This is a genomic window from Streptosporangium sp. OZ121, from assembly GCF_051918885.1.
Lineage (GTDB): Bacteria > Actinomycetota > Actinomycetes > Streptosporangiales > Streptosporangiaceae > Streptosporangium.
In genome coordinates, this window is the sequence record NZ_JBPXMC010000031.1 from 24,071 (window position 1) to 49,073 (window position 25,003).

25 protein-coding genes and 2 tRNA genes are annotated in these 25,003 nt (G+C 71.1%); 18 read left to right on the top strand and 9 right to left on the bottom strand.

Translation table 11 applies throughout. The annotated features are described in order from the left end of the window. Positions 1-134: 134 nt before the first annotated feature. Positions 135-1,160 carry a M48 family metallopeptidase gene (locus tag ACTOQ1_RS35740; RefSeq protein WP_440072398.1) on the bottom strand — a complete coding sequence of 342 codons (1,026 nt, stop codon included), beginning with the start codon at positions 1,158-1,160 and terminating at the stop codon, positions 135-137. Positions 1,161-1,234: 74 nt separating this feature from the next. On the opposite strand from ACTOQ1_RS35740, the gene nadD reads away from it, so the two are divergent. From nadD to ACTOQ1_RS35760, 4 genes are all read left to right on the top strand, one after another. Next, positions 1,235-1,855 carry a nicotinate-nucleotide adenylyltransferase gene (nadD, locus tag ACTOQ1_RS35745; RefSeq protein WP_440072399.1) on the top strand — a complete coding sequence of 207 codons (621 nt, stop codon included), beginning with the start codon at positions 1,235-1,237 and terminating at the stop codon, positions 1,853-1,855. Positions 1,856-2,325: 470 nt separating this feature from the next. Further along, a complete protein-coding gene (gene rsfS, locus ACTOQ1_RS35750) occupies positions 2,326-2,733 on the top strand; it encodes a ribosome silencing factor (RefSeq protein WP_350973855.1) in 408 nt (135 codons plus the stop codon). Further along, positions 2,730-3,362 (top strand): histidine phosphatase family protein, encoded by a 633-nt coding sequence (locus tag ACTOQ1_RS35755; protein WP_440072400.1) that lies wholly within the window; start codon positions 2,730-2,732, stop codon positions 3,360-3,362. Before rsfS ends, ACTOQ1_RS35755 begins: the two co-directional genes overlap by 4 nt. A gap of 126 nt (positions 3,363-3,488) precedes the next feature. Next, positions 3,489-3,561 (top strand) — tRNA-Ala (locus tag ACTOQ1_RS35760). A gap of 160 nt (positions 3,562-3,721) precedes the next feature. Here the strand turns inward: ACTOQ1_RS35760 and ACTOQ1_RS35765 are convergent. The 3 genes from ACTOQ1_RS35765 to ACTOQ1_RS35775 form a co-directional block, all read right to left on the bottom strand. Beyond that, positions 3,722-4,708, bottom strand: coding sequence for a helix-turn-helix transcriptional regulator (locus tag ACTOQ1_RS35765; protein ID WP_440072401.1), 987 nt, complete (start codon positions 4,706-4,708; stop codon positions 3,722-3,724). Positions 4,709-4,990: 282 nt separating this feature from the next. Then, on the bottom strand, positions 4,991-6,331 hold the full coding sequence (locus tag ACTOQ1_RS35770; protein WP_440072402.1) for a sensor histidine kinase: 1,341 nt from the start codon (positions 6,329-6,331) through the stop codon (positions 4,991-4,993). Continuing rightward, on the bottom strand, positions 6,328-7,005 hold the full coding sequence (locus ACTOQ1_RS35775) for a response regulator transcription factor (protein ID WP_440072403.1): 678 nt from the start codon (positions 7,003-7,005) through the stop codon (positions 6,328-6,330). The genes ACTOQ1_RS35770 and ACTOQ1_RS35775 overlap by 4 nt, the downstream gene beginning before the upstream one ends. 50 nt (positions 7,006-7,055) lie before the next feature. Here ACTOQ1_RS35775 and ACTOQ1_RS35780 point away from each other — a divergent pair, with 50 nt between their 5' ends. From ACTOQ1_RS35780 to ACTOQ1_RS35790, 3 genes are all read left to right on the top strand, one after another. Then, the gene (locus tag ACTOQ1_RS35780; protein ID WP_440072404.1) at positions 7,056-7,730 is read left to right on the top strand and encodes a hypothetical protein; all 675 of its coding nucleotides are present in this window, start codon (positions 7,056-7,058) and stop codon (positions 7,728-7,730) included. Positions 7,731-7,959: 229 nt separating this feature from the next. Then, complete coding sequence (locus ACTOQ1_RS35785) at positions 7,960-11,067, top strand: CARDB domain-containing protein (RefSeq protein WP_440072405.1); 3,108 nt, start codon at positions 7,960-7,962, stop codon at positions 11,065-11,067. 42 nt (positions 11,068-11,109) lie between these two features. Then, positions 11,110-11,262 (top strand): hypothetical protein, encoded by a 153-nt coding sequence (locus ACTOQ1_RS35790; protein ID WP_440072406.1) that lies wholly within the window; start codon positions 11,110-11,112, stop codon positions 11,260-11,262. 104 nt (positions 11,263-11,366) lie between these two features. Here ACTOQ1_RS35790 and ACTOQ1_RS35795 read toward each other — a convergent pair whose 3' ends face one another. Beyond that, entirely contained in the window at positions 11,367-11,879 is a 513-nt protein-coding gene (locus ACTOQ1_RS35795; RefSeq protein WP_440072407.1) for a DUF523 domain-containing protein, read from the bottom strand. Positions 11,880-11,965: 86 nt separating this feature from the next. On the opposite strand from ACTOQ1_RS35795, the gene ACTOQ1_RS35800 reads away from it, so the two are divergent. From ACTOQ1_RS35800 to ACTOQ1_RS35820, 5 genes are all read left to right on the top strand, one after another. Then, positions 11,966-12,328, top strand: a complete 363-nt coding sequence (locus ACTOQ1_RS35800) for a hypothetical protein (RefSeq protein ID WP_440072408.1) — start codon at positions 11,966-11,968, stop codon at positions 12,326-12,328. Continuing rightward, positions 12,325-12,705, top strand: a complete 381-nt coding sequence (locus ACTOQ1_RS35805; protein WP_440072409.1) for a hypothetical protein — start codon at positions 12,325-12,327, stop codon at positions 12,703-12,705. The genes ACTOQ1_RS35800 and ACTOQ1_RS35805 overlap by 4 nt, the downstream gene beginning before the upstream one ends. A gap of 62 nt (positions 12,706-12,767) precedes the next feature. Beyond that, positions 12,768-13,460 carry an SRPBCC family protein gene (locus ACTOQ1_RS35810; protein ID WP_440072410.1) on the top strand — a complete coding sequence of 231 codons (693 nt, stop codon included), beginning with the start codon at positions 12,768-12,770 and terminating at the stop codon, positions 13,458-13,460. A gap of 382 nt (positions 13,461-13,842) precedes the next feature. Continuing rightward, complete coding sequence (locus tag ACTOQ1_RS35815; protein WP_440072411.1) at positions 13,843-15,072, top strand: CynX/NimT family MFS transporter; 1,230 nt, start codon at positions 13,843-13,845, stop codon at positions 15,070-15,072. Positions 15,073-15,140: 68 nt separating this feature from the next. Next, positions 15,141-16,058 (top strand): metal-dependent hydrolase, encoded by a 918-nt coding sequence (locus ACTOQ1_RS35820; RefSeq protein ID WP_440072412.1) that lies wholly within the window; start codon positions 15,141-15,143, stop codon positions 16,056-16,058. A 122-nt stretch (positions 16,059-16,180) separates the two neighbouring features. On the opposite strand, the gene ACTOQ1_RS35825 is transcribed toward ACTOQ1_RS35820, so the two are convergent. Further along, the gene (locus ACTOQ1_RS35825; RefSeq protein ID WP_440072413.1) at positions 16,181-17,371 is read right to left on the bottom strand and encodes a phytoene desaturase family protein; all 1,191 of its coding nucleotides are present in this window, start codon (positions 17,369-17,371) and stop codon (positions 16,181-16,183) included. Positions 17,372-17,436: 65 nt separating this feature from the next. After that, positions 17,437-18,321 carry an RNA polymerase sigma-70 factor gene (locus tag ACTOQ1_RS35830; RefSeq protein ID WP_440072414.1) on the bottom strand — a complete coding sequence of 295 codons (885 nt, stop codon included), beginning with the start codon at positions 18,319-18,321 and terminating at the stop codon, positions 17,437-17,439. 109 nt (positions 18,322-18,430) lie between these two features. Here ACTOQ1_RS35830 and ACTOQ1_RS35835 point away from each other — a divergent pair, with 109 nt between their 5' ends. Together ACTOQ1_RS35835 and ACTOQ1_RS35840 are read left to right on the top strand one after the other, a co-directional pair. Further along, entirely contained in the window at positions 18,431-19,861 is a 1,431-nt protein-coding gene (locus tag ACTOQ1_RS35835) for an MFS transporter (RefSeq protein WP_440072415.1), read from the top strand. 19 nt (positions 19,862-19,880) lie between these two features. Then, a tRNA-Ala gene (locus tag ACTOQ1_RS35840) sits at positions 19,881-19,953 on the top strand. Between the two features lie 358 nt (positions 19,954-20,311). On the opposite strand, the gene ACTOQ1_RS35845 is transcribed toward ACTOQ1_RS35840, so the two are convergent. Beyond that, on the bottom strand, positions 20,312-20,809 hold the full coding sequence (locus ACTOQ1_RS35845) for a hypothetical protein (protein ID WP_440072416.1): 498 nt from the start codon (positions 20,807-20,809) through the stop codon (positions 20,312-20,314). Positions 20,810-21,032: 223 nt separating this feature from the next. Here ACTOQ1_RS35845 and ACTOQ1_RS35850 point away from each other — a divergent pair, with 223 nt between their 5' ends. The 3 genes from ACTOQ1_RS35850 to ACTOQ1_RS35860 all read left to right on the top strand — a co-directional run bounded on the left by ACTOQ1_RS35850 (position 21,033) and on the right by ACTOQ1_RS35860 (position 22,732). Beyond that, a complete protein-coding gene (locus tag ACTOQ1_RS35850) occupies positions 21,033-21,950 on the top strand; it encodes a diacylglycerol/lipid kinase family protein (RefSeq protein WP_440072417.1) in 918 nt (305 codons plus the stop codon). A gap of 159 nt (positions 21,951-22,109) precedes the next feature. Beyond that, positions 22,110-22,298, top strand: coding sequence for a hypothetical protein (locus tag ACTOQ1_RS35855; protein ID WP_440072418.1), 189 nt, complete (start codon positions 22,110-22,112; stop codon positions 22,296-22,298). Beyond that, on the top strand, positions 22,295-22,732 hold the full coding sequence (locus tag ACTOQ1_RS35860) for an SRPBCC family protein (RefSeq protein WP_440072419.1): 438 nt from the start codon (positions 22,295-22,297) through the stop codon (positions 22,730-22,732). The genes ACTOQ1_RS35855 and ACTOQ1_RS35860 overlap by 4 nt, the downstream gene beginning before the upstream one ends. A 142-nt stretch (positions 22,733-22,874) precedes the next feature. Here the strand turns inward: ACTOQ1_RS35860 and ACTOQ1_RS35865 are convergent, their stop codons facing one another. Further along, the gene (locus tag ACTOQ1_RS35865; RefSeq protein WP_440072420.1) at positions 22,875-23,696 is read right to left on the bottom strand and encodes a MerR family transcriptional regulator; all 822 of its coding nucleotides are present in this window, start codon (positions 23,694-23,696) and stop codon (positions 22,875-22,877) included. Between the two features lie 372 nt (positions 23,697-24,068). Between ACTOQ1_RS35865 and ACTOQ1_RS35870 the strand changes: the two genes are divergently transcribed. Further along, on the top strand, positions 24,069-24,902 hold the full coding sequence (locus tag ACTOQ1_RS35870; protein WP_440072421.1) for an SCO6745 family protein: 834 nt from the start codon (positions 24,069-24,071) through the stop codon (positions 24,900-24,902). Positions 24,903-25,003: the final 101 nt, after the last annotated feature.

A 25,003-nucleotide genomic window follows, 5' to 3' on the forward strand; every position in this document is an offset into this window, starting at 1 on the left:
AGGGCGGGGCGCCGGTGCGGTCATCCGGCTTCGTCATTCTCGTGACGCGGTAACGGGACAATCCGGCTTATTGATGGCTCGCATGGAAAAGGGCCCGGGAACAGCTGCCCGGACCCTTTCGGTGGAACTCTCCGTTAATTTCCATCGCGGCGGGAGAAGCGATTGAAGATGCGCTCTCCGGCGTTGACGGCGCCTTCGGCCACGTCGCGCAGGACGCCGATGAACGGGTCCTGGGACTGCGACCAGGAGTCGCGGTAGGAGCGGGCGGCGGCCCTGATCTCCTCGGAGATCTTCGCGTTGGCGTCGTCGGTGCGGCGAGGGTACTCCCCGGCGATGATCGTGTCGTACTCGCCGCCGCGGCGCCACTTGTCGAGCTCGGCGACGCGGGAGACGGCGAACGGGTGGGTGGTGCCCAGCAGGTTGAGGACCTTGAGCAGGCCGTCACGGACGTCGCCCGCGGTGTCGTACTCCCGCGCCTGGTCGAGGAAGGCCTCGATGTTCATCTCGTGCAGGCGCGAGCCGCCGGCGAGCTTCATCAGGGCGCGCAGCGCCGCGTCGGAGTCCTGGCCGCAGAGCAGGCCGCCACGGTCGGCGGACAGCTCGGACTTGCGGTGCCACTCCTCCAGGCCGGCCACGATCGCGCGCAGGCCGATGTAGCCGAGCGGAATCCAGGCCACGCGGGTGGCCAGCCGGGTCAGGATGTCGAGCATGGTGCGGTAGACCGCGTGGCCCGACAGGATGTGGGCGGTCTCGTGGCCGATGACGAAGCGCTGCTCCTCCTCGTCCATCAGGTCGAGGAGGCCGGTCGTGACGACGATGAACGGGTCGTCGAAGCCGATCGCCTTCGCCTGCACCAGCGGGCTCTGCTGCACGTAGACCTCGGGAATGCGGTGGAGGTCGAGCGTGTAGGCCGCGTCGCGGCCCATGTCGTGCAGGGCTCGGAACTGGGTGTCGCTGGTCCGCACGGCCGAGGCGAGGTAGATCAGGCGCAGGCGGCGCTCGCTGACCAGGCCGGACATCTGCTTGAGCACCGTGTCGAACCCGCTGAGCGACCGGAGGGCGACCAGCGCGGACCGATCGGCGGGATGTTCGTAGGCGCGCGAGCTGATGCCGGGAAGCTGCACGCGGTGGCGATCCGGGGTGGTGGTCATGTCCGGCATGCTACGTCGGGTCCGCCTGCCACGCGCGGGGGGTGGTTAAAAGCTGTGTACGGCTTGCACGTATGGTCCGTTTCATGATGAACGCGCCTACCGGCAAGGGGAAGCGACGTCTGGGCGTCATGGGCGGGACCTTCGACCCGATCCACCACGGCCACCTGGTCGCGGCCAGTGAGGTCGCCCACCACTTCGATCTCGACGAGGTGGTCTTCGTGCCGACGGGACAGCCGTGGCAGAAGGCGGACAAGATCGTCTCAGCCGCCGAGGACCGCTATCTCATGACGGTCATCGCGACCGCCTCCAACCCCCGGTTCTCGGTGAGCCGCGTCGACATCGACCGCCCGGGGCCCACCTTCACCATCGACACGCTCCGGGAGATCTCCGCCGCCTGGGGACCCGACGTGGATCTCTACTTCATCACCGGCGCCGACGCCCTCGCCCAGATCCTGAGCTGGCGCGACGTCGACGAGCTGTTCACCATCGCGCACTTCGTGGGGGCCACCAGGCCCGGCCACGTCCTGCACGACCCCGGCCTGCCGGAGGGCAAGGTCAGCCTGGTGGAGATCCCGGCGCTGGCCATCTCGTCGTCGGAGTGCCGCCAGCGGGTGGCCTCGGGGGAGCCCATCTGGTATCTCGTCCCCGACGGCATCGTCCAGTACATCAACAAGCGGCATCTCTACGGCGGTACGTCCTCGTGACCTCGTGACCTCCAGGCCTCTGGCGAGCGGGCCTGAGCGGGCCCGCGCGGGCCTGATCGGTGTTCTCGCCGGGCGGGCCGGCAGGGCCGGAGGGGGCCGGGGCCGGCGCGGAGAGTGGCCGGAGTGGCGGATGGTGAAAAATCCGGTAAATCACGGTGATCTGGTGAAATGCCGCAGGTGAGAACGTGTTCCGATGAAATTCGCTATGATTCGGGAAGTTTGCGTGGGACGAGTATCCGCAGCTCACCCGGCATGACCGTCGAACGGCCCGGCCGGTGCCCGTCCCACCCGAGATCGACAAGCGCGGTCCCGACCGCGGAGGACGCCCCTGATCAGGCCGCCAATTCGTTTGCGGCGCGGAATCGGGTGGCACACGATAGGCGTTGTTCAAAAGGTGGCTCTTCAACGAGCGCCGAATCGGGCACCCTGATAGGTGACAGCGCCGACTAGCAGGAGGACTGACCCACACCGTGACAGCAACCGACAGATCCGTCCAGCTCGTCAGGCTCGCCGCCGAGGCGGCGGCCGACAAACTGGCCGACGACATCCTTGCCTACGACGTGAGCGACCAGCTCGTCATCACCGACGCGTTCGTGCTCTGCTCCGCCACCAACGACCGTCAGGTCCGCGCCATCGTCGACGAGATCGAGGACCGGCTGCGGATCGAGGCCGACGCCAAGCCCGTCCGCCGCGAGGGCGAGCGCGAGGGCCGCTGGGTCCTGCTGGACTACATCGACATCGTCGTGCACGTCCAGCACGAGGAGGACCGCACCTTCTACGCGCTGGAGCGCCTGTGGAAGGACTGCCCCTCCATCGCGCTGCCGGACAGCGTGACCCAGGTCGCCGCCCAGCGCGCCCGCGGGGCGGTAGCTGAGTGAGTCGTCGCGTCGTCTGCCTCAGGCATGGCCAGACGCTGTGGAACGTCGAGCACCGCTTCCAGGGTCACAGCGACATCCCCCTTGACGAGACCGGGGTCGCGCAGGCCGCCCGCGCGGCCTCGCTGCTCGCCGCGCTCCGCCCCACCATGATCGTCTCCTCCGATCTCCAGCGGGCCTTCGACACCGCCTCGGCGCTGGGCCGCGTCACCGGCCTGGACATCACCGTCGACAAGGACCTGCGCGAGCGGGGCGGAGGCCAGTGGGAGGGGCTCACCCGGGAGGAGATCTCCGAGAGGTGGCCCCGGGAGTTCACCAACTGGGAGGCGCCGGGCGGTGAGGCGGTCGGCGACGTCGCCGACCGGGTCTCCTCGGCCGTGCGCCGCTGGGCTGCGGAGGTCGACTCCGACGGCCTGCTGGTCGTCGTCTCGCACGGGGCGGCGATCCGGCTCGGCATCGCCAGGCTCATGAACCTGCCGCAGGAGCTCTGGCCCGCCCTGGGCGGCCTCGGAAACTGCTCGTGGTCGGTGCTGGAGGAGGCGCGCAAGGGCTGGCGCCTGCTGGAGCACAACGCCGGGACCCTGCCCGAGCCGGTCAGCAGCGACGACAACCCCGAGGTCACCCAGGAGTGACCTTCGAGCGGCGCGGCTTGCGCCCCGGTGGCGGGCGCGGGCCGTGTGGTCGTCGATTAGGTGAACACGCGGGTGTCCTTATATGCTTCCCGAGCGCCGCGACGAGAGCACTCGAAGCGGTGACCAGGGGCTATGGCGCAGCTGGTAGCGCGCCTCCATGGCATGGAGGAGGTCTGGGGTTCGAATCCCCATAGCTCCACGTCGGGCCGTTCTCCGGACGGGCCGCGAAGACGTCGCCGAGATCCCGCCCGATCACCTCGATCGGGCGGGATCTCGGCGTTTCCGGCCCCGGGAACGGCGGCCGTCTTCCGGGGCCTGGGAACGGCGCCGGTCGTTTTGAGGCCTGGGAACGGCCATGGTCACCCGGTCCCGGGCCGGCCGTAGATCCCGGCCACCGCCCGCGCGGTCTCCGCGACGAGGTCGCGCAGCTCCGCCGGGGCGACGACCTCCAGATCCGCGCCGAAGCGCAGGAACTCCGCCAGCGCGTGCCGCGGGGACTCGACCGGGACCGTGAGCCGCGTCCAGCCCTCGTGGTCCGGGGCTTCCGCGGTGGCCTCGGCGGCTCGCAGCACGGCCGGGCGGACCATGTCCGGCAGCCGCTCCATGCCGGACGGCGAGAGCCGGATGACGGCCTCGCCCCGCAGGAGCCGCGCCTCGAACTCCTCCAGGGCGCCGTTCCAGTGCGCGGCGAGGTCGAAACCGGCGGGCCGCTCGAACGACTCCGGGAGCGCGCGCAGTTCCATGATCTGCGAGACCCGGTAGGTGCGCACGTGCTCGCCGCCGCGCGCGACGAGATACCAGCGTCCCGCCTTGAGGACCAGCCCGTACGGCTCCAGCGTGCGGGCCACGTCCTGGGGGGCCTTCCAGCGGTGGTAGCGGATCTCCAGGCGGCGCTCGTTCCAGACGGCGTCGGCCACCGCGGCCAGGTGCGGGGTCTCGTCGGCGCCGTGGTACCAGCCGGGCGCGTCGAGGTGGAAGCGCTCGCGGATCCGCCCGGCCCTGTCCCTGAGCTCGACCGGGAGCGCCGCCATCAGCTTGAGCCCCGCGGCCGTCACCACCGAGCCCAGGCCGAGCTCCGCGGCGGGACCCGGCATCCCCGCCAGGAACAGCGACTCCGCCTCGCCCGCGGTCAGCCCGGTGAGCCGGGTGCGGTAACCGTCGAGCAGCCGGTAACCGCCGGAGGGTCCCGCGTCGCCGTACAGCGGCACGCCGGCGGAGTGGAGCGATTCCACGTCGCGGTAGACGGTCCGGACCGAGACCTCGAGTTCGGCCGCCAGTTCCCGGGCGGTCATCCTGCCGCGGGTCTGCAGGAGCATCAGCAGGGAGATGAGACGGCTCGCGCGCATGTCACGAATTATCCGGCGAGGGCGTGGAAACGGATTCCCGGCTCGCCCTTGCCGCGCCGGCCGCGCCTCCTCCGTCTGGACGCGAGGCCGGCACGGTAGGGCGAGCCGGGAGCCGTGGACGCGGGTGACGTCCGCGCTCCTCTCCATGATCGGCCAGCCGGAGCGGTGAAACAGCGTTTTTTAGCCTTACTTAAGGTGGGTTTACGGGTGACCTAACCAACCTTCCCTGCGGCACCCCGTAGCGGCGTACGGCGCGCTTCCCGGCGGCCCGGGACAGGTGTCTCAGCGCGTCGCGTTCCTGCGCGGCCAGCGGTCGCCGACCAGGCGCCGGGCGGTACGCGGGGGCCGGTCGTGCCGGTCGGTGCGGAACCAGAGCTGGACCCTGGCGCCGCCGAGGGAGGAGGCGTCGATCCGCAGCGTGCCGCCCGAGGACTCCGCGAGCCTGCGGGCGATGTCCAGGCCGAGCCCGGTGGATCCCGCCCCGCTGGCCCCGCGCCGCAGCGCCGCCTCGGGGTCGGGGATGCCGGGACCGGCGTCGGCGATCAGCATGCCCACGGTGCCCGCGCCCTGGTGCAGGGTCACCGTGAACGCCGTGCCCTCGGGGGTGTGCCGGAAGACGTTGCCGAGCAGGGCGTCCAGCACGGCGCTGAGCTCGGTGGCCGCGACCGGGACCCGCGCGGGGGCCGAGGCGCCGATCAGCTCCCACGGGCGCCGCTGGTCCTCGGCGAGAGCGGACCAGAAGGTCAGCCGTTCGCGCAGCACCTCGGCGGCGTCGCAGTGGACGAGTTCCGGCGCGCGGGAGGGCTGCCTGGCCGCCGCGATGATCTGGTCCACCTCGGCCTCCAGGCGGCCCAGCGCGCTCCTGCTCTGCTCGGCCTCGGGTCCCAGGTGGTCCAGGCTGAGCCGGAGCGCGGTGAGGGGGGTGCGCAGGCGGTGCGACAGGTCGGCGGCCATCTCCCGCTCGGCGGCCAGCAGCTGGGTCACGCGGTCGGCCATGCTGTTGAACGCCTCGCCGGCCGCGACCAGCTCGGGCGGGCCCTCGGGCTCGATGCGGACGCTGAGATCCCCGGCGCCCAGGGCGCTCGCCGCCCGGCCCAGCCGCCGGGCCGAGCGCACCACGCGCACGCCCAGCCGGTCGCCGACCAGCAGCGATCCGGCGACGAGCACCGCCGCCACCCCGCTCAGCACCGCCCACGACGAGGCGACGCCCCGGGTGAGGTCCGCCGACGGGATGAAGATCTCGATGACCACGGTCCTGCCGCCGTCCAGGGCGACGGGGCGCAGCAGGAGGTAGCCGGTGTCCATCTCCGCGGTGATGGCCCGGGTGAGCCGGGAGGCCGCGGCCACGGTCTCGGCGGGGGCCCTGACGGTGCCGGCCGAGCCGCCGCCGGGCAGGTGGACCGCGATCCGGTCCCGTGCGCCGGTGCTGAGCAGCGCGTGGGTCAGCCGGTCCGGATCGACGGTGATGGCCAGCACCGGGACCAGCGCCGACGCCTGCCGCTCCGCCTCTGCCATGGCTCGGCCGTGGGCGATCTCCCTGACGATGAGCCCGAGCGGTATCAGGAAGGCCAGGGCGACCATCGAGGTTCCCGCGACGGTGAGCAGGGCCAGGGTCCGCCTCACGGCGGTGTGATCAGCATGACCCCCACGCCGCGTACGGTGTGCAGGTAGCGGGGGGAGGAGGCGCTCTCGCCGAGTTTGCGCCGCAGCCAGGACAGATGGACGTCGATCGTCTGGTCGTCCCCGTAGGACTGCTGCCACACCTCGGTGAGCAGTTCCTTGCGGGAGACCACCCGGTCGGCGCGGGCGGCGAGGTAGGCGAGAAGGTCGAACTCGCGCCTGGTGAGGGTGAGCGCGGCTCCGTCCAGCCCGGCCTCGCGCCGGTTGAGGTCCACCGACAGCGCGCCGACGCACAGTACCGCGGGCGGGGTCGCGCTCCGCGCCCGGCGCAGCACGGCGTCCAGACGGGCGTTCAGATGGTCGCCGGAGAACGGTTTGACCAGGTAGTCGTCGGCTCCCGCCTGGAGCAGGCGGACGATCTCCGCCTCGTTGTCCCTGGCCGTGGCCACGATGACCGGCACGCTGGAGACGCTGCGGACCATCTTGAGCGCCTCCGCCCCGTCCAGGTCGGGCAGCCCGAGGTCGAGGACCACCGCGTCCGGAGGGTTCTGGGTGATCTCCCTCAGCGCGTCGAGGGCGCGCCCCGCGCTGCGCACGGCATGCTGGCGCCTGCTGAGTTCCTGAATGATCGCGGATCGTACGTACTCGTCGTCTTCGACCACTAGAACCGTCGCCATGCCATGTAACGGTAGTGAACAGTGAGACATATGGCGTAATAATTCACGACATGCGGCAGACGCTGGGATTCATAGCGGTGTGGTGCGGGGCCACCGTCCTGGCGATCTCGGTCGCCTGGTTCGGCGTCCGTGACGTGCTCCGCAGTGAGGTCTTCGACGACGCGAGCATCGAACCGCTGAACGCCGCCATCGGCCGTACGGGGGACTCGACGCTCCCGCCGGGAGCGCCCACGGGGCCGCAGGCCGTCGGCACGCCGACCGCCTCCTCCGCCGCGCCCGGCCGGACCTCCGCGCCCCGTACCACCCCGTCCGGGCGGGAGACCGCCGGGCCGCGCCCGGGCCGTTCCCCGTCGAGGACCGCCGCGACGCCGGTACGCGCGCGGGAGACCGGGCTCTCCCGTCCCGGGCCGTCGGCGTCCCCGTCCAGGCCCGCCGCGACCCAGGCCGCCCCCGCCCCCTCGTCGGCCGCTCCCAAGGCGACGGCGACCAGGACGCAGTCGATCTCCACCGAGAACCTGCGCGTGGTGAACGTCAAGGGCGGTTCGGTCTCGTTCGCCATCGAGGACGGCGTGTGCCGCCTGATCGCCGCCGCCCCCAACGCGGGCTACGAGGCCAAGGTCGCCTCGGCCACCGGCTGGATCCGGGTCGACCTCGTCCAGGGACAGCACGGCTCGGCGGTCTTCTGCATCGGAGGGGAGAACCGCACCGACCTGTGGGAGTACTAACCCGACTACGGCCGTTCCCTCGGCTACGACCTGGGCGAATTCAGGGCGCCCGGCAACCCGGCCGGCACGCAGAAGGCCACGATCGTCTTCGACATCGACACCAAGCGCTTCCGGGACCTCTGCGTGGACATCATGCGCAACCAGTGAGATTTGGGTACGGGGGTACTCAGGCACCGGACCAGCCCACGACGGACGATGCTCTTCTGGCGGCACTCCAGGGGAGGACATCATGGGCTTGAGAACGAAGGCTGGTCTGTCATTCGCGGCGATGCTGGCGCTGTTCCTGGCCTCCATACCGCTCATCGCCACTCCTGCGGCGGCGGCGCCCCCCGGCATCAAGATCATCTTTGAGATCGAGTACCTCTTCCAGGTCGAGGACCCGGACAGCGGAGGGGTGGGCGACGGAGACTACTTCCCCAGGGTGAAGATCGCCGATGGCCCGCTGGTGACGGGCCCCCGCATCGAGGACGACGAGTTCGAGCCCCGCGGCCTGCCCGAGGCGCCCGACGGCTGGACCTTCACCTACGAGAACTGGCCCGGCGACAAGCCCACCGTGGACATCACGGTCGCGATGTGGGACTACGACAGCGATTTCAACGCCAACTCCGACCGGATGGACATCAGCCCCAACAACGAGGACTGGGAGCTGAACCTCACCTACGACCTGCGCTCGGGCACACTCTCGGGCGACCAGCTCGTCTTCGGCACCCCGTGCGTCCGGTCCGACGGCCGGACGGCCAAGGGCCAGTCCTGCATCCAGGGCGACGGCGACCATGGCATCCCCCGCAACAACGACGGCCGGATCACCAAGATCGGTATCACCGCAGGCGCCGAGATGCCGGACACCGACCTGGACGGCATCCCGGACCTCATCGAGCTGTCCGGCATCAGGAACGCGGCCGGTGACGTGCTCGTCGATCTGCCCGCGCTCGGCGCCGACCCGTGCCGCAAGACGGTCATCCTGCAGCTCGACCACATGGAGGACACCGCCCCCGCCACCAGGCACTCGCACGAACCCAAGGCGGGCGCGATCACCCTGGTCAAGAACGCTCTGGAGGACGCGCCCATCGCGGCCACGAGTCCCTGCCCCTACCCGGGGACGCGTCAGGACGGCGTCGACTTCATCTACCGGGAAGGCGCGCAACTGGCCGAACAGGCCCAGCTGGGCCTGAACACCGATGACTTCCGCAACGCGCGCACCGCCAACTTCCCGGCCGAGCTCGCCCCCTACGCGCACTACGGGATCTTCGCGCACCGCCTGCTGAACGCCGTCGGAACCTCCGGCCAGTGCTGCGAACCCGTCCGTGACAACAACAAGGACTTCATCGTCACTCTCGGCGACTGGCGGACCATGTGCGTGGCCGACTTCACCACCGACTACGGCGGCGACGGCATGCTGCAGACGACCGCGGCCGGAGACGACGTCACCACCGGAACCCAGATCCACGTCGGCAACAACCGCAGGTGCGACACCACCAGCGCCCACACGACGGACGTGCAGGTGCTCACCCGGGGCACGGGCGATGTCGACGCCAATGTCGGCACCGACCAGGACCAGGCCGGCACCATCCTGCACGAGCTCTTCCACGCCATGGCCCTGCGGCACGGCGGCGACGAGAACGTCAACAACAAGCCCAACTACCTCAGCGTCATGAACTACTTCTTCCAGACGGGCATCCCCAACAGCGCGCCGCCGCTGCTGGTCGACGAGTTCCGCGACTGGAGGGTGGGCGCAGTGCGGCTGGACCTGTCCGACGGCGGGCTGCCCCAGCTGGTCGAAGGCGGGCTGAACGAGACAGCGGGCATCGGCGACGGCACGGACTGGACGTTCTGGTGGGCCCCCAACGTCGCCAACCCGGGCGGCGACCCCGTGATCCGAGCCGGCGCCGGCAACGGGCCGCTCAACTGGAACGACAACCGCACGGCCGGCACCAACGTCCCGATCATCGACACGACGAACCAGCCGGTGAACATCAACGACGCGGGCGGCCTGACCACGCTCACGGACCACAACGACTGGCCCGCGATCAGGTTCAGGGCACAGTCCCCCGACCGCCTCGGCTGGGCCTGCAGCGCCTGGCCCGCGGGCGCGCCCACCTGCGGAGGCGCCGGGGGCGAGGTGGAGCCGGAACTGACCTTCGACACCGCGATCCGGCAGGAGATGTCCTTCTTCAACCTCTACAACCCCGACCTGGCCATCGAGAAGACCGTCGACAAGGCCGACGCCGAGCCCGGCGACACCCTCACCTATCACGTCAAGCTGGACAACATCGGCACAGGCGCAGCGACCCAGACAAGCGTGAAGGACACCCCGCCGACCGGCGACGTCCAGACGCGTCAGGTCAGGCAGCTCGGCGCAGGCGGCACGAAGACCGAGGCATTCACCTATGAGATCCCCTGCGACACCGAGGACGCGAAGGTCCTGACCAACAAGGCCGAGGTGACCGCGAAGGACCTCGCCGGTGGAGCCGAGGCCAACACGGCGAACAACTCCGCGACCGCCTCGACCAAGGTCCACGCGCCCAAGCTCACCCTGGACAAGCGCGCGACCGCCACGGTCAACGCGGGCGAGGCGATCACGGTCGACCTGAAGGTCGCCAACGTCGGCAGTGGCAAGGCCACCGGCGTCGTCCTGACCGACACGCTCCCCAAGGAGGTCTACTATAGCCAGGCCCTCGACCAGGGCACGGGCCCCAAGCCGACCGGGGTCACCCGCAACGCCGACGGGACGACGACGCTGACGTGGTCGCTGGGCGAGCTGGCCGCGAGCGGTGACCAGTCGGTGCGGTTCACGGCCAGGCCCAGCCTGCTGTTCGTCGCCGGGGACAAGCTGACCGACCACGCCTCCGTGACGTACGGCAACGCCAACGGCTGCACCTACGAGCCGGTGGCCGCGTCGGCCACCACGACGATCACCAAGGTCACGCCGACCCGTGACCCGCGCTCGCACGGCTACTGGAAGACCCACCCCGAGGCCCGCACAGCCGAGTTGCTGGCCCGGGTCCAGGCCACCTACCAGCAGTTCGACAGCTCCGCGAACGGGGCGCTCGACAACACCGAGGCCGACGCGGTGCTCTCGGCCGGCGGTTCACAGCCTGGTCCCGCCAGGTTCCAGCTGCTGGCGACTCTGTTCGACCTGGCCGCGCGGCAGATCAACGCCTCGACGAAGATCGACAGCAAGCTCACCCGCGCGCTCGGGACGACCACGGTCGGACAGGCCGTCCGGTACGGCTTCGCCACGCTGCACCTGCCGGTCAACAGCTCGACGGCCCGGCGCTACGCCGACACCACCGCCCTGCTCGACGAGATCGTCAACAACAGGAGCGAGGTCTACTAGGCCTGTTTCAGAAGTGGATCATATGAATGATCCACTTCTGAAATGATCTGTAAGAGCGACTACCGGGAGCGTCATGCCGTGGAATGCGGCATCAACCGGCTCAAACGCCACCGAGCCGTCGCGACCAGGTACGACAAGCTCGCCGTCCGGTACGAGGCTGCCGTGACCATCGCCGCCGTCAACGAGTGGCTGTGATCAACTTATGAGACAGGCCCCAGGACCGGTCCTCGGGAGCGCCGGGATCGCGGGGGTGCTCTTCGGAAGGGCCGGGGTGCCGGTCGCCGAGGTCGTGGTGTTCCTCACGCGGGTTCGGGGGGCCGGTCGCCGAGATCGCGCAGGCGTGCGGCGGCCTCGGCGACGCGGTCCTCGCCGAAGACCGCGACGCCGTGCCGTTCCAGCAGGGCGGTGGTGACCCCGTGGCCGGGCACCCGCCGGCCGCCGAAGGCGCCGTCGTGAACGGTCAGGCTGCCGCAGGAGGGGCTGCCCTCCTTCAGGATCGCCACCCTCACACCGTGGGCCCGCGCGGCGGCGAGCGCCGCCCGCGCGCCGGACAGGAAGGCCTCCGTGACGTCGGCGCCCCCGGCGGTCAGCACCCGGGCCGTCCCGGCCAGCACCGCCTCGCCCCCGGCTCCGCCCTCGATCTCCGCGGCCGGACGCGGGACGGGCAGGCCGCCCTCCACCTCGGGGCAGAACGGGACGAGCCGTCCCTCCCGCCGCCACGCGGCCAACAGCGCGTCGCCGCTCGTCTTGGCGGCCCCGTCGTAACGGACCCTCCGCCCCATCAGGCAGGCACTGACCAGGATCCTCTCCACGGCCCCAGAGTACGTGGCGCGGCGCGGGGGGCGAGGGGGCCGGGCAGTACCCTTCTGCCCATGCTTCTCCATGTCCCGGGGTCTCGATGATCGGCCCGCTCGCGACCGGCCTGATCCTGTTCTCGCTGGTGATCGGGATCTTCAGCCTCGTCACCACGATGAGGAACAGGGCGATGGGAAAGACACTCCTCGTCGCGCTCGGGGTACTGGAACTCGGCCTGCTCGTCCAGGCCGGGTTCGTGATCGCCGCGCTGGTGAGGGGTGAGGGGCCCGCGGAGACGGCCACGCTCATCGGCTATCTGGCGGGCAGCCTGGTGATCCCGCCGGCGGCGGCGTTCTGGGGGGTCGGCGAGCGCTCGCGCTGGGGTCCCGCGGTGATCGCGGTGGCGGGCTTCGCGATTCCCGGCATGGTCGGGCGGATGCTCCAGGTCTGGCAGGGACTGCCGTGAGCGAGCCGGCGATCGGTACCGGGCCCGGACGCGCGCTGGTGGCGCTCTACGGGGTGTTCGCCCTCGCCGCGGGAGCCCGCGCCGCCGTGCAGATCGCCACCCGGTTCCACGAGGCCCCGCTGGCCTACTCGCTGTCGGCGTTCGCCGCCGCCGTCTACGTCGTGCTCACCGTGGCGCTGGCCAGGGGGAACAGGGCCCTGGCACTGGTCGCCTGCGGTGTCGAGCTGGCCGGGGTGCTCGTCGTGGGCACGCTCAGCATGGCCGACCCCGAGGCCTTCCCGCGCGCCACAGTTTGGTCGGGTTATGGAAGCGGATACCTATTCATCCCATTTGTTCTTCCTGTCCTGGGGCTTTACTGGCTTTTGCGGCGCCGCTAGTTAGGCCCGGATCTCATCGGGCATGTGTGCCTGCCGAACCGCACCACAAGGGAGGCACGGTCATGAGCACGATTGAACAGTCCGTTGACGTCAACGTCCCGATTCGGACCGCGTACAACCAGTGGACCCAGTTCGAGAGCTTTCCCGAGTTCATGGAAGGCGTCGAGTCGGTCAAGCAGTTGAGCGACACGCGTACGGCATGGGTCGTCGAGATCGCGGGGGTCCGCCGGGAGTTCGAGGCGGAGATCACCGAGCAGCACCCCGACGAGCGGGTGGCCTGGAAGTCGGTCGAGCGGCCGCACCAGGCGGGCGTGGTGACCTTCCATCACCTCGGCCCCGACACCACCCGGGTCACGTTGCAGATGGAGTACGACCCCGAGGGGTTCGTCGAGACCGTCGGTGACTGGCTGCAGATCGTCCGCCTGCGCGTCCGCGGCGACATGGAGCGTTTCAAGACCTTCATCGAGTCGCGCGGCGGCGAGACCGGCGCGTGGCGCGGCGACGTGCCCGGCCCGCACGAGCGCGGTGACGATGCCGGTGCCGGGAGGCTGGGCCGTCTGGACCCGGATGCGCCCCGCGCCGGGGCGGGAGGCGGCTACGGACTCGACGACGCGGTGCCCTCGCCGCCCCCGCGTACGGCGGGCCAGTCCTACCCGTCGGACCCGGGGCTTCCCCCGCCCGGTGGCACGCCGCTGCCCCCGGCCGGTCGCGGGCTCGGCGAGGAGCCGCCGCCCTCTCCGGGGCCGCGCATCTGACGCCCGCCCGCCGGGGCCGCCCACCTGAAGCCCTGCCGCCCTGACCGGGCGGTAGTTCCTCGTTCGAGACGCGCGTCCGGCGGCCGGTTCCGGGCCGCGCGCCCGGCGCAGGCGCGCCCGGTGGTGTCGCCCCGGCGTCCGGTGCCCGAACCGTCCGGGATTCTGGGCATCCGGGAGCCGGGGTGCCGTACCGGTGCGTAAGGGAGCCGGGTCACGTTCTGTAAACAGGGACGTGGCCCGGCTTTCATGTTGTCAGCGATTCGCGCCCGTTCGGGTCCGGTGCATGCGGTCAGGAACAAATCAAGGTTTCGCTCCTGTTACAGTCGGGGTCAGCCAATCATCCTACGATTGGATGAAACCACTGAGGAGGACTGTAACCAGCATGAGCGTGCTCACCCATCAGACCAGGGGCCGCACCGGTGGAACGACAGGCTCTCTCGCCTGGTTGCTCGTGCTGGGAATCGTTCTCGCGGCGCTGAACCTGCGTACCGCCGTCACGAGCGTCGGGCCGGTTCTCGACCAGATCACCTCTGGTCTCGGCATGACCGCCGTCGGAGCCGGGCTGCTCACAACGCTCCCCGTGCTCATCTTCGCCTCGGTCGGCGCGGTGACCCCTGCGCTGGCCAGGAAGGTCGGAGAGCACCGCCTGCTGCTCTTCGCCCTCATCGTCCTCGGCGCGGGCCTGCTCGTCCGATCGATGGTGGGCTCGGCCGAGGTCTTCCTCTACAGCAGCGCCCTCGCGCTGTCGGGCGGCGCGGTGGGCAACGTGCTCATCCCCAGCCTGATCAAGCGTCACTTCCCCGGCCGGGCCGGGACCATGACCACCGTCTACACCACCGCCCTGGCGGTGGGCACGATGCTCGCGGCCGCCGCGACCGTGCCCATCCAGCGGGCCACCGACGGCAACTGGCACGTTGCCCTGGGGGTGTGGGGGGCGTTCGCCGCCGTCGCCGCCATTCCGTGGCTTGCGCTCTCGCGCAGTGAGCCGGAGCGGCACGGCGCGAGCGCGGGAACGGGTGCCCGCGTCCTGCTCCGCAGCAGGCTGGCCTGGGCGGTCGCCGCCTACTTCGGCACCCAGAGCATGGTCGCCTACATCATGTTCGGCTTCCTGCCGAAGATGCTCACCGACGGCGGCTACACCACCGCGCAGGCGGGTCTGGTGCTGGGCGTCTTCACCGCGATCGGCATCCCGGTCTCGCTCGTCGTGCCCTCGATCGCGTCGAGGTTCTCCGACCAGAGGCCCGCGGTGGCCGCCTTCGTCGTCTTCTACGCCGCCGGTTTCCTCGGCCTCTGGCTCGGTCCCTCCGCTCTGGCCTGGGCCTTCGCCAGCCTGGTCGGCATCGGCATGGGATCGTTCCCGCTCGCGCTGACCATGCTCGCCATGCGCACCCGCACCTCCGAGGCGACGGCCGCGCTGTCGGCCTTCGGGCAGAGCACCGGGTACCTCATCGCGGGTGCCGGGCCCCTGGTCGTCGGCGTCATGCACGAGTCGACCGGTGGCTGGACGCTGCCGTTCCTGCTGCTGTTCGCGGTGGTCGCCGCCCAGTTCGTGGCCGGCTGGTACGCGGGCCGTCCGGGCTACCTGGAGGACGAGCCGGCCCTCGCGCGCTGATCCACCGTGGACCGGTACGGCTTGCGCCCCTGCGGGGGCGGCGCAAGCCGTACCGGCATAATGGGGCGATGCCCATCACGGACTCGACGCGGGTCACCTACCCGGGCGGAGAGGTCAGGGGGCGTTCGGCCGTCGTCGCCACCGTGCCGGTCGGGGACGGGTACGGGACCATCGTGGCCGAGACCCCTTTCCACCCGCTGGACCACACCTGGCCCGACCAGCCGGCCGACGCGGGCACCATCGGCGGGCTCGCGGTGACCGACTGCGTCACCGGAGCCGTGGCCGAGGGTGAGGAGACCGTCCATCTGGGCGCGGACATCCCGGTGCGCCGCGGTACCCCCGGCTGGCACTGGCTGGTCGTCCACGTCACCGCCGAACCCGTCGCGGACGGCGAGCTCACCGGCGACGGTTTCACGGCCCCCGGCTCCGGCGGCCCCGGGCCCGGCGGTGAGGTCGAGCTGGTGGTCGACGCCGCGGGCCGCCGCGCGCTCTCGGCGGGGCACACCGCCTGCCACCTCGCCGCGCTCGCGCTCAACGCGGCGCTGGCCGGACGGTGGCGCAAGGAGGTGCCCGCCGACGGGCTGGGCCACCCCGACTTCGACCAGGCGGCCATCGCCTCCTCGCGGATCCTTCCCGGTGGCAGCCACGACGTCTACCGGCTGGGCAGGTCGTTGCGCCGCAAGGGTTTCGGCACCGAGGGGCTGGTCGAGGAGCTCCCGGAGATCGCCCGCCTGGTCGGCGACCGGCTCACGGCGTGGATCGCGGCCGACGCCGCCGTCAGGATCGACACCCCGGGCCCGGAACTGACCGCCCGGCGCACCTGGCACTGCGCCCTGCCCGAGGCCGAGGTCTCCATCCCGTGCGGGGGGACGCACCTGTCGAGCACCGCTGAGCTCGGCACGATCACCGTGGCCCTGGACCTGTCCGCCGACGGCTCCGAGCTGACCATGCGCACCACCACCGGTCCGTACGCCGGCGGTTCGTAGTCCGTGGTTCGTGGTTCTCAGGACGCGGGGCATCGGGCGGACGCTCTCACCGCTCCCGGTGACCGGCCGGTCGGCCACGCGGCCACGCGGCCACACGGCCACACGGCCACGCGGCCAGGCGGTCACGCGGTCAGGCGCGGCTTCGAGCGGCCCGCCCCGGAGACGGCCCGCAGGGCGGCCTCCGCCGCGATCAGGGCGCTGTGCGAGGAGACCTCGCTGAGCAGGCCGGGAGCCGCCACCGCGTCACCGATCAGCCAGACGCCGTCCCCCCGGTCGATCGCGGGCCGATCCCGCCAGGTGGCCCCCGGCAGGTCCAGGGCGCCGGTGCGGCCGTTGCACGTGGCCTCCCGCCGCCAGGTCGTCCGCTCCCGCCAGCCGGGAAGCCCGAGATCGGCCACCCGCTCCGCCCTGGAGAGCGCCTCCGCCTTCGTCTCGCCCGGCCTGACCGGCATCTGAAGCTGGCAGAGGCTGTGCCCGTCCGGGGCGAGCGAGGGGTCCGGCAGGCTGTACCGCTCCATGAAGCCTCCCTCGTCCAGGTCGGAGACGAGGAAGAGGTCGCCGGCGCTCGCGCGGACGCCGAGGTCGAGCAGGACGGCCTTACCGCTCTCCCAGCGCAGCGACTCGTCGCCGAGCAGCGTCCTGGCGGCGTCCAGCGAGGTCGCCACGATCACCGGGTCGCCCTCGGGCAGGCGGTCCACCCGTGAGCCGGTCTCGATCCGCACGCCCAGGCCGCGCGCGTGGACGGCCATCCGATCGATCACCTGCCCCCAGCCGCCGGTGACGTAGCGCGGGGCCGGATACCTCGGCGCGGTCGCCCGCAGCACCCGCTCCCAGACGAACGCCGCCGACAGCCGCCCCGGGTCCGCGCCATAGGTGATCACCCCGACCAGCCCGGCGGCGGCCCGCATGCCCTCCTCGCCGAGACGGCGGGTGGCCCAGGTTCCGAAGTCCTCGTCCACCGGTGCCCGCAGCCGCCGCCTGGCGAGCGCCTTCGCCAGCGACCAGGGCGGCATGCCCGACAGCCGGCCGCCGTGGCGGAACCTGCTCCTGGCGAGCATGCCCGGCGTGAGCCTGGTGTACGGCCGGACCAGCCCCCTGGCCGCCAGCCAGCGCCACGGCTCGCCGTCGGAGTAGAAGACGTGGGTGCCCTCGTTGGCGACGTACGGCGCGGCGGTGCTGCGGGCCCGGCCGCCCAGCTCCCGGTGCGCCTCGTGGAGGGTGACCCGTGCGCCGCCCTCGGCGCACGCGATGGCCGCGGTGAGGCCGGCGAGCCCGCCGCCGACGATGCTGATCTGTCGCGTCTCTCGTGTCATGCCCGTACGACGGATCGAAGGACGCCGTTCGTGACATCCCCGCCCGGTCTTCCCCGAGGGGAACGTCAGAGATGGGAGAGTTTCTCCGGGTTCGCCACCAGGAAGATGGTCCTGATCAGGCCGTCCTCGACGACCAGGGAGAACACCGTGACCGGCCGGCCGTCCGCGGTCACCACCACGGCCGGTCCGCCGTTCACCTCCGTGACCTCCACGCCGAAGCCGGAGACCGGTTCGGCGCCGATGCTCTCCATGAAGGCCCGCGAGCGGTCCCCGGACGTGATCGAGGACAGGAAACGCGCGACCCTGCCCGCGCCGGTGATGGTCCGCAGCGGAGCCTTCGCCCTGCCGCCGCCGTCGCTGACCAGCGACGCGTCCTCGGCGAGCATCGCGGTCAGCGCCCCCAGGTCACCGCCCACGGCCGCCTCGGCGAACCGCTCGGCGAGCCTGCGCCGCAGCCCCCGGTCCACCTCGAACCTCGGTCTGCCCTCCTGGACGTGCTCCCTGCCGCGCCGGGCGAGCTGCCGGGTCGCCGCCTCGCTGCGCTCGATCATCTCGCCGATCTCCGCGTACGGCATGCCGAACGCCTCCCGCAGCACGAACACCGCGCGCTCCAGCGGGGACAGGGTCTCCAGCACCACGAGGAGCGCCAGCTCCACCGAGTCGGCCAGCTCGGCGTGCTCGGCCACGTCCGGGGTGACGATCAGCTCCGGCAGCCACGACCCGACGTAGGCCTCACGCCGGGCCCTCACCCGCCGCAGCCGGTCGATGGAGAGTCGCGTCACGACCTTGACCAGGTACGCCCGGTCGTCCTCCACCTGGGAGACGTCCACCGCCGACCAGCGCAGCCACGCCTCCTGGACGACGTCCTCGGCGTCGGTCACGCTGCCCAGGATCCGGTAGGCGACCCCGGTGAGCAGGTCGCGGTGCTCTTCGAAACGCTCAACGGCCATAGGGAGACAGACGTATCACGGCCCCCCGATGTGACACGACCCGGTAAACGGTTGTTTACAGCGACCCTCTACCATGCGAGGGCGGAAGTCGACAGCGGAGGAGCGGGCAGTGACGGGAACGACCCTTGCCGAACCGGGCACCACGCGGCAGGGCAGACACCTCTGGCTGACCCTGGTGGCGCTCTCCATGGCCGGGATGGTCGTGTCCGTCCAGCAGACCGTGGTCATCCCGTTGCTGCCCCGGCTGATGGTCACCTTCGGCGCGTCGGTGGCCGAGGTCACCTGGGTCTTCACCGCCTCGCTGCTCGCCGCCGCGGTGGCCACGCCACTGCTGTCACGCCTCGGCGACATGTACGGCAAGAAGCGGATGATCCTGTTCACCGTCGGCCTGCTCATCCTGGGCTCGGTGGTCTGCGCGCTGTCCGACACCCTCCCCGTACTGATCGCCGGGCGAGCCCTGCAGGGGGCGTCGGCCGCGCTGATCCCGCTGGCCATCGGCATGATCAAGGACGGTTTCCCGCCCGCCAGGGTGATGACGGCCATCGGGGTGGTCAGCGCCACCATGGGCGTCGGCGGCAGCCTCGGCATGATCGTCACCGGCCTGATCGCCGACCGCACCCCCAGCCACCACCCGGTCTTCTGGATCACCGCGGGACTCGCGGCGGCCGCGGTCGTCCTCATCGCGCTCAGCGCCCGCGACGGCGGGGCCGGAGCCGGCGGCCGCCCCGACCTCGTCGGCGCGGCGCTGCTGTCGGCCTGGCTCGTCTGCCTGCTGCTGGCGATCTCCAAGGGCAACGACTGGGGCTGGGGCTCGGGAACCGTCGTCGGGCTGTTCGCGGGCGCGGTCCTGTTCTGCGCCGCGTGGGTCTTCAGCCAGATGCGGCTCCGGGCGCCGATGATCCGGCTGCACCTGCTCGTCGGCCGCCGGTCCCTGCCGGCCAACCTGGCCTCGATGTTCCTGGGCTTCGCCATGTTCGGCTCCTTCACCCTGGTCTCCAGCTTCATCCAGACGCCCCCGTCCGCCGGGTACGGCTTCGGCGGGTCGGTCCTCGACGTCGGCGTCTACGCCCTGCCCAGCACCGTGACCATGCTGCTCGCCTCCTTCATGGCGGGCCGCCTCTCCACCCGGCTCGGCCCCGCCTACTCCCTCGCCCTCGGCGCGGGGCTGTGCGCGGCCGGATTCGGCTGGTTCACCTTCTTCAACGACTCGGTGCTCCACCTGATCGGCTCCAACGCCGTGCAGGGACTGGGATTCGGCATCGGCTACGCCGCGCTGGGGGCGCTCGCCGTGCAGCACGTGCCCATGGACCAGAGCGGCATCGCCAGCGGCATCAACTCCCTGGTCCGCTCCATCGGCGGCAGCGTCTCCGGGGCCGCGACCTCGGCCCTCCTCACCTCCGTCACCATCGCCGGGACCTCCGTCCCCTCCCGCGACGCGTACGTGATCTCCTTCGGCATCATCACCGCGAGCGCCGTGGGCTCCGCCGCCGTCGCGCTCGTGACCGGAATGAAGGCGCGAGGACTGTCCCGAGTCGGTTAGGATTTCATCTGCATCGCAAGGGGCTATGGCGCAGCTGGTAGCGCGCCTCCATGGCATGGAGGAGGTCTGGGGTTCGAATCCCCATAGCTCCACTTCGGTGACTGGGGTCCGCTGTTCGCAGGCATAGCCTGCTTCCCGCGGGCCCCTTCGTCGTTCACACGGGGGGCGACCCCCCGGGCCCCCCGTGGTGAGGGCTTCGCCCCCACGCCCCCCGCTTCGCTTCGCTCAGAGGGCTGCCTCGTCGGCTGGGCGGTTCCGGAACCTTGCGATTCCTGGCCCGTGAGCCCGGCATGGTCTCTTCGACCGTGAATCCAGCGCATTGGCCGTGCGTATCTCACGGGTGACAGAACCGCCAGCAGGCGCCTCCTCCGTCTGGAGCGATCCGGCCGGACGGTGATCCTGCCGGTACAGGGCGGAGCGGTGGGCAGGATCCACCGCCCTGGGGCCGGGTCAGTCGTCGGAGGCGACGATGACGGTCAGGGAGTCCTCGTTCCGGTCGATCATGACGAGTTCGTGGAACTCGCCGAGAATCCATCCCAGGTCGTCGTCGCGGGCCGTCTCGTCGAGGTCGCGGAGGCGGTAGCGAGAGGTGGCCGCGCGGATCAGCGGGTAGACCTCGGCCTCCAGGTCGTGGGCGATCGTCTCGGGGAGGTCGGCGTACCTGCCTGCCCAGGTGCGGATCGTGGCGCAGGCGGACTCCTGGTCGATCTCCTCGAACGAGGCGGCGGAGAGCGCGTCGAGGCGGTAGGGGCCGTGCACCGGCCCGCCGTCCTTCCAGGAGTCGGAGCCCAGGTAGTCGTCCCGGTACAGCTGGTGGGAGAGCAGCGCGGTGAGCAGCGGTTCGTCGTCCTGCGGGGTGGCGAGGCGGAAGTGCTTCACATCCACCCAGCGGTAGGTCCCGTCCTTGAAGTTGACCAGGGTGGTCGAGGCGAACGCCAGTTGCTCCATAGGTGTGACGATAGTGACTCCTGGGATCTGTTCCTCACCGATTGGCCGAACTGGGGGAGCGCTCGGCGAACGGAGGAAACGGGGCGCGAACTGGGCGTGCGCGGTGCGGGCACCCGTTCCCGGAGCGAGGGGGCGACGTTTGCCGCCCCGGGGTGAGGGCAGCCGTCGAGGTATCCGACGCGGTGCTGTTCGACGTATCCGACGTGGTGTTACAGGAGGTCAGATGCTGCCCCGGAATCAGAAGGTCGGCACGGTCGCGGTGATCGCCCACCAGAAGAAGACGTTCGGCGGAGGGCTGGACGAGCTGCGCAGGCTCCTCGCCGACGAGGGGGTCGGCAAGCTGCTCTGGTACGAGGTGCCCAAGAGCAAAAAGGCGCCGAAGAAGGCGAAGAAGGCGCTGGAGGAGGGGGCGGACCTGGTTCTGGTATGGGGTGGCGACGGCATGGTGCAGCGCTGCGTGGACACGCTCGCGGGCTCCGGTGTCACGGTCGGCATCCTTCCTGCGGGGACGGCGAACCTCTTCGCGCAGAATCTGGGCATTCCCGAGGATCTGCCCAAGGCCGTGCACATCGCCTTCCATGGCGAGAGCCGGAAGCTGGACCTCGGCAAGGTCAACGGGGAGCACTTCGCCGTCATGGCCGGGGTCGGATTCGACGCGGCGATGATCGAGGACGCCGACCGCGGGCTGAAGGACCGCCTGGGGCGCGTGGCGTACGTCTGGACGGGGCTGCGCCACGTCCGGGGGGAGCTCGTGCAGATGGAGGTCAAGATCGACGGTGTGACGTGGTTCGAGGGCGAGGCGAGCTGCCTGCTGCTGGGCAACGTCGGCACCATCACCGGCGGCATCGAGGCGTTCGACGACGCGCGCCCCGACGACGGATGGCTGGAGATCGGCGTGACCACCGCCGAGGGGCCGATCCAGTGGGCACGCGTGCTCGGCCGGATGAGCGTGGGGCGGTCCGACGAGTCGCCGTTCGTCCGGATGTCCCGGGCGCGCAAGGTGAGCGCCACGTTCGCCACCCCCATGACCTACGAACTGGACGGCGGCGCCAAGGGCACCGTCACCGAACTCAAGGCCAAGGTCGTGCCCGGCGGCATCACCATCCGCGTTCCCGACTCCACCGACTCCGACCAGGCGTGATCCCGGCCCGCCGGCTCTGACCGGCCGTGATCGCGGGTCACCGCGCACGGCCGGTACGCCGGGTGCGGGCACGGCCGCCGGGCCGACCCCGAAAACCCCTTTTAGTTAACATTCATGACAAATGTGGATTGGATATGGTTTGTCGACTAATTTCGCTTGATGGGAAAGAACAGGTCGATGGCCGGTGACCGCTGGACCGAGGCCGACGTTCCCGGCCGGTCGCGGCGGGTCGTGTCCGCCCTCGGTGCCGGCACCGGTCCCGGTCCGGAGACCGCCCAGGTGCCCGCCGTCCAGGCCCGCCCGCGGGCGGCGTCCGAGCGGCTGACAGGGATCGTGTACGGCCTGTGATCGAGTTGAGGGCGTCGATCGACATAGACCGTCCCGCGGCCGAGATATGGCGGATCGTCGCCGACTTCGGCCAGGATCCCCGGTGGCGTGCGGGTGTGACCACGATGGCGCCCGACCCGCCGGGTCTCGTCGTCCCGGGGACCACCACCGACGAGACCATGCGTTTCGCCGGACGCGGCTTCTACATCAGCGGCCTGGTGACCTCGGTGGTGCCCGGCAGGGAGTTCTTCTGGCTGGGGACCTCGGGGATAGACGTCGAGGGCGGCAGGTCGGTCGTGCCCCTGAGTGACGACCGGTGCCGGGTGACCGTGTGGTTCCGGCTCAAGCTCCCCGGTCTGCTGCGCCTGCGCGCTCCCATGCTCGAACGCATGCTCAGGCGCAGGCTCCAGCAGAACGTCCGCCGCCTCGGCGACCTGGTCACCACGGACGCGTGACGTCGTCACGTCGTCCGCGGGTGGCGGCCGCCCCCGCGTTCGTCGTCCGTGGTCGCCGCGGCGAGAGCGTTCGTTGTCCCTGGTCGCCGCGGCGACCGCGTTCGTGTGGACGCGGCCCGTGGCGTCGCCGCCCGCCTGGCCGTCACGCCCGCGTGACCGTCATCTGCAGTTCGGTCACCCAGTTGTCGTGGTCGCCCTCGGGACAGTCGATGGAGACCTCCCTGGCCAGCCCGACACCGCGGTAGCCGTGCTCGTCGATCCAGTGGGCCAGCGTCTGGAACGTCGGCCCCACCTGCTCCATCGGGCCGCGGTGGATGATCGTGGCGGCCTGCTCGACCTCCGGCAGGTCCACGACCGCGAAGTCGTACTCGTCGCTCGTCTCCGCGGCGACCTCCAGCCCGGCGTGCACGGTCACCCGGCCGTCGGCCTCGGCCTCGTAGCGGGCGATGCCGTATCCGGTGACCTTCACCCCGGCGGCGTCGACGCGCCGGCACAGGTCGGCGAAGAGCGGCTGGATGACGGGGCCGATGTCCTCGCCGTCGTAGCTGGCCGCGACGGCGGTGAGCTCCGCCACGCGCGTCGAGGGGATCGACTTGAGAAGAACCTCTTCGGGGTGCATGTGACCTTCCTTGGTGATCGTCGTGAGCCGTACTTCCACCCGGACGAGCCGGGCCGTGTCCGCCGCGATCCGTTCCTCCAGCTCGGCGCGACGCAGCCGCAGCATCCCGTACAGCTCCGCGGCGTCGACCCGCTCGTCCAGGATCGAACCGATCTGGCGCAGGGTGAGACCGAGGTCCTTCAGGGCGATGACGCGGTTGAGCCGTGACAGCTGGTCGGCCCGGTAGAAGCGGTGTCCGCTGGCCGGGTCGACATGGGCGGGCCGGAGCAGGCCGATCGCGTCGTAGTGGCGCAACATGCGCACCGACACCTGGCCGAGCTGGGAGAACTCTCCGATACTGAACATGGTGCTTTTAGGTATAGGGGCTGACACCGTGTCAGCCGCAACCGTTGCTTGTGAGTGTGCTGTGGTGAGCGCGCTCTCAGGCAGCTTCCGGCTTGCGCCGGAGCGTTCCCCGTTTCCGGGGTTCCCGTTTCGCCGGTGCGCGCCCGGCACGGGTGCCGGGTCCTACCGCTCCTCCACGGGCGTTTCGCGTCTCCCCGCGACTCTGGGCGACGTCGGCCGCGAGCGCGGCCAGATGTAGTCGTTGACGGCTACTTGCGGGTAGGAATAGGTTTTCAGATACCAACTGGTCGGTTCGAAGGGGACATCGGCTTCGTCCGGCGCGAGGCCGGAGACCCCGGCCGCCGGCCGTTCCGTTCACTCCCCGGAGGCGTGATGACCGACGTCCAGCTGGCCCGTCAATCCTGGCGCCGCCTGGAGCCCGTCCACGGAATGATCTACTTCGTGCCCGAGGCCACCGAGCGCTACGCCGCGCTCGGGCTCGACAGCCGGGCGGGTTACTTCGCCTCCCGCGCCGCGGCCTTCGGCACCGCCTCCGCCGAGCTGGTCATCGCGACCTTCTACAACTTCCACCCCGCCCTCGTACGGCGCGCGCTTCCCGCCGCGTGGCAGGTCACGACGCCGGAGAAGCTGCTCGCGGCCCGTCTCGAAGCCGCCGGAGCAGCCCTGCGCCGGGCCGGTGTCCACGAGATCGACACCCTCGCCGAGACGACGGAACTCGCCGTCCGCGCCGCGGAGAGGGCATGCGAGCACCTCCAGGGGCGCCCGCTGTTCGCCGCGCACGCCGCGCTGCCCTGGCCCTCGGAGCCGCTCCTGCGGCTCTGGCACGCTCAGACGCTGCTTCGCGAGTTCCGGGGTGACGGGCACGTCGCGACGCTGCTCACCGAGGGCGTCGGCCCGCTGGACGCGCTGGTCCTGCACGCCGCGACCGGGCACGTCCCCACGGTGTTCCTCAAGTTCAGCCGCGACTGGCCCGAGGAGGAGTGGACCGCGGCCGAGGAGGGGCTGCGCGGGCGCGGCCTGCTGGCCGGTGACGGGCTCACCGAGGAGGGCGCGGCGCTCAGGCAGCGGATCGAGGACCGCACCGACGAGCTGGCGCTGCCCGCGTACGCCGCGCTCTCCGACGACGAGCTGGCTCGCCTGGCCGAGCTCGCGCGCACCTTCGGCCGGGCCGTGGTGGACAACGGCCTGCTCACCCTCTCCGGCTGAGCCCGCCGGAGCCGGGTCTTCGCGGCCTCCGCCGGGCGGCCGGGTCTTCGCGGTCACCTCTCGCCGGGGTTCGGGTTTTCGCGGTCATCTCTCGCCGGGCC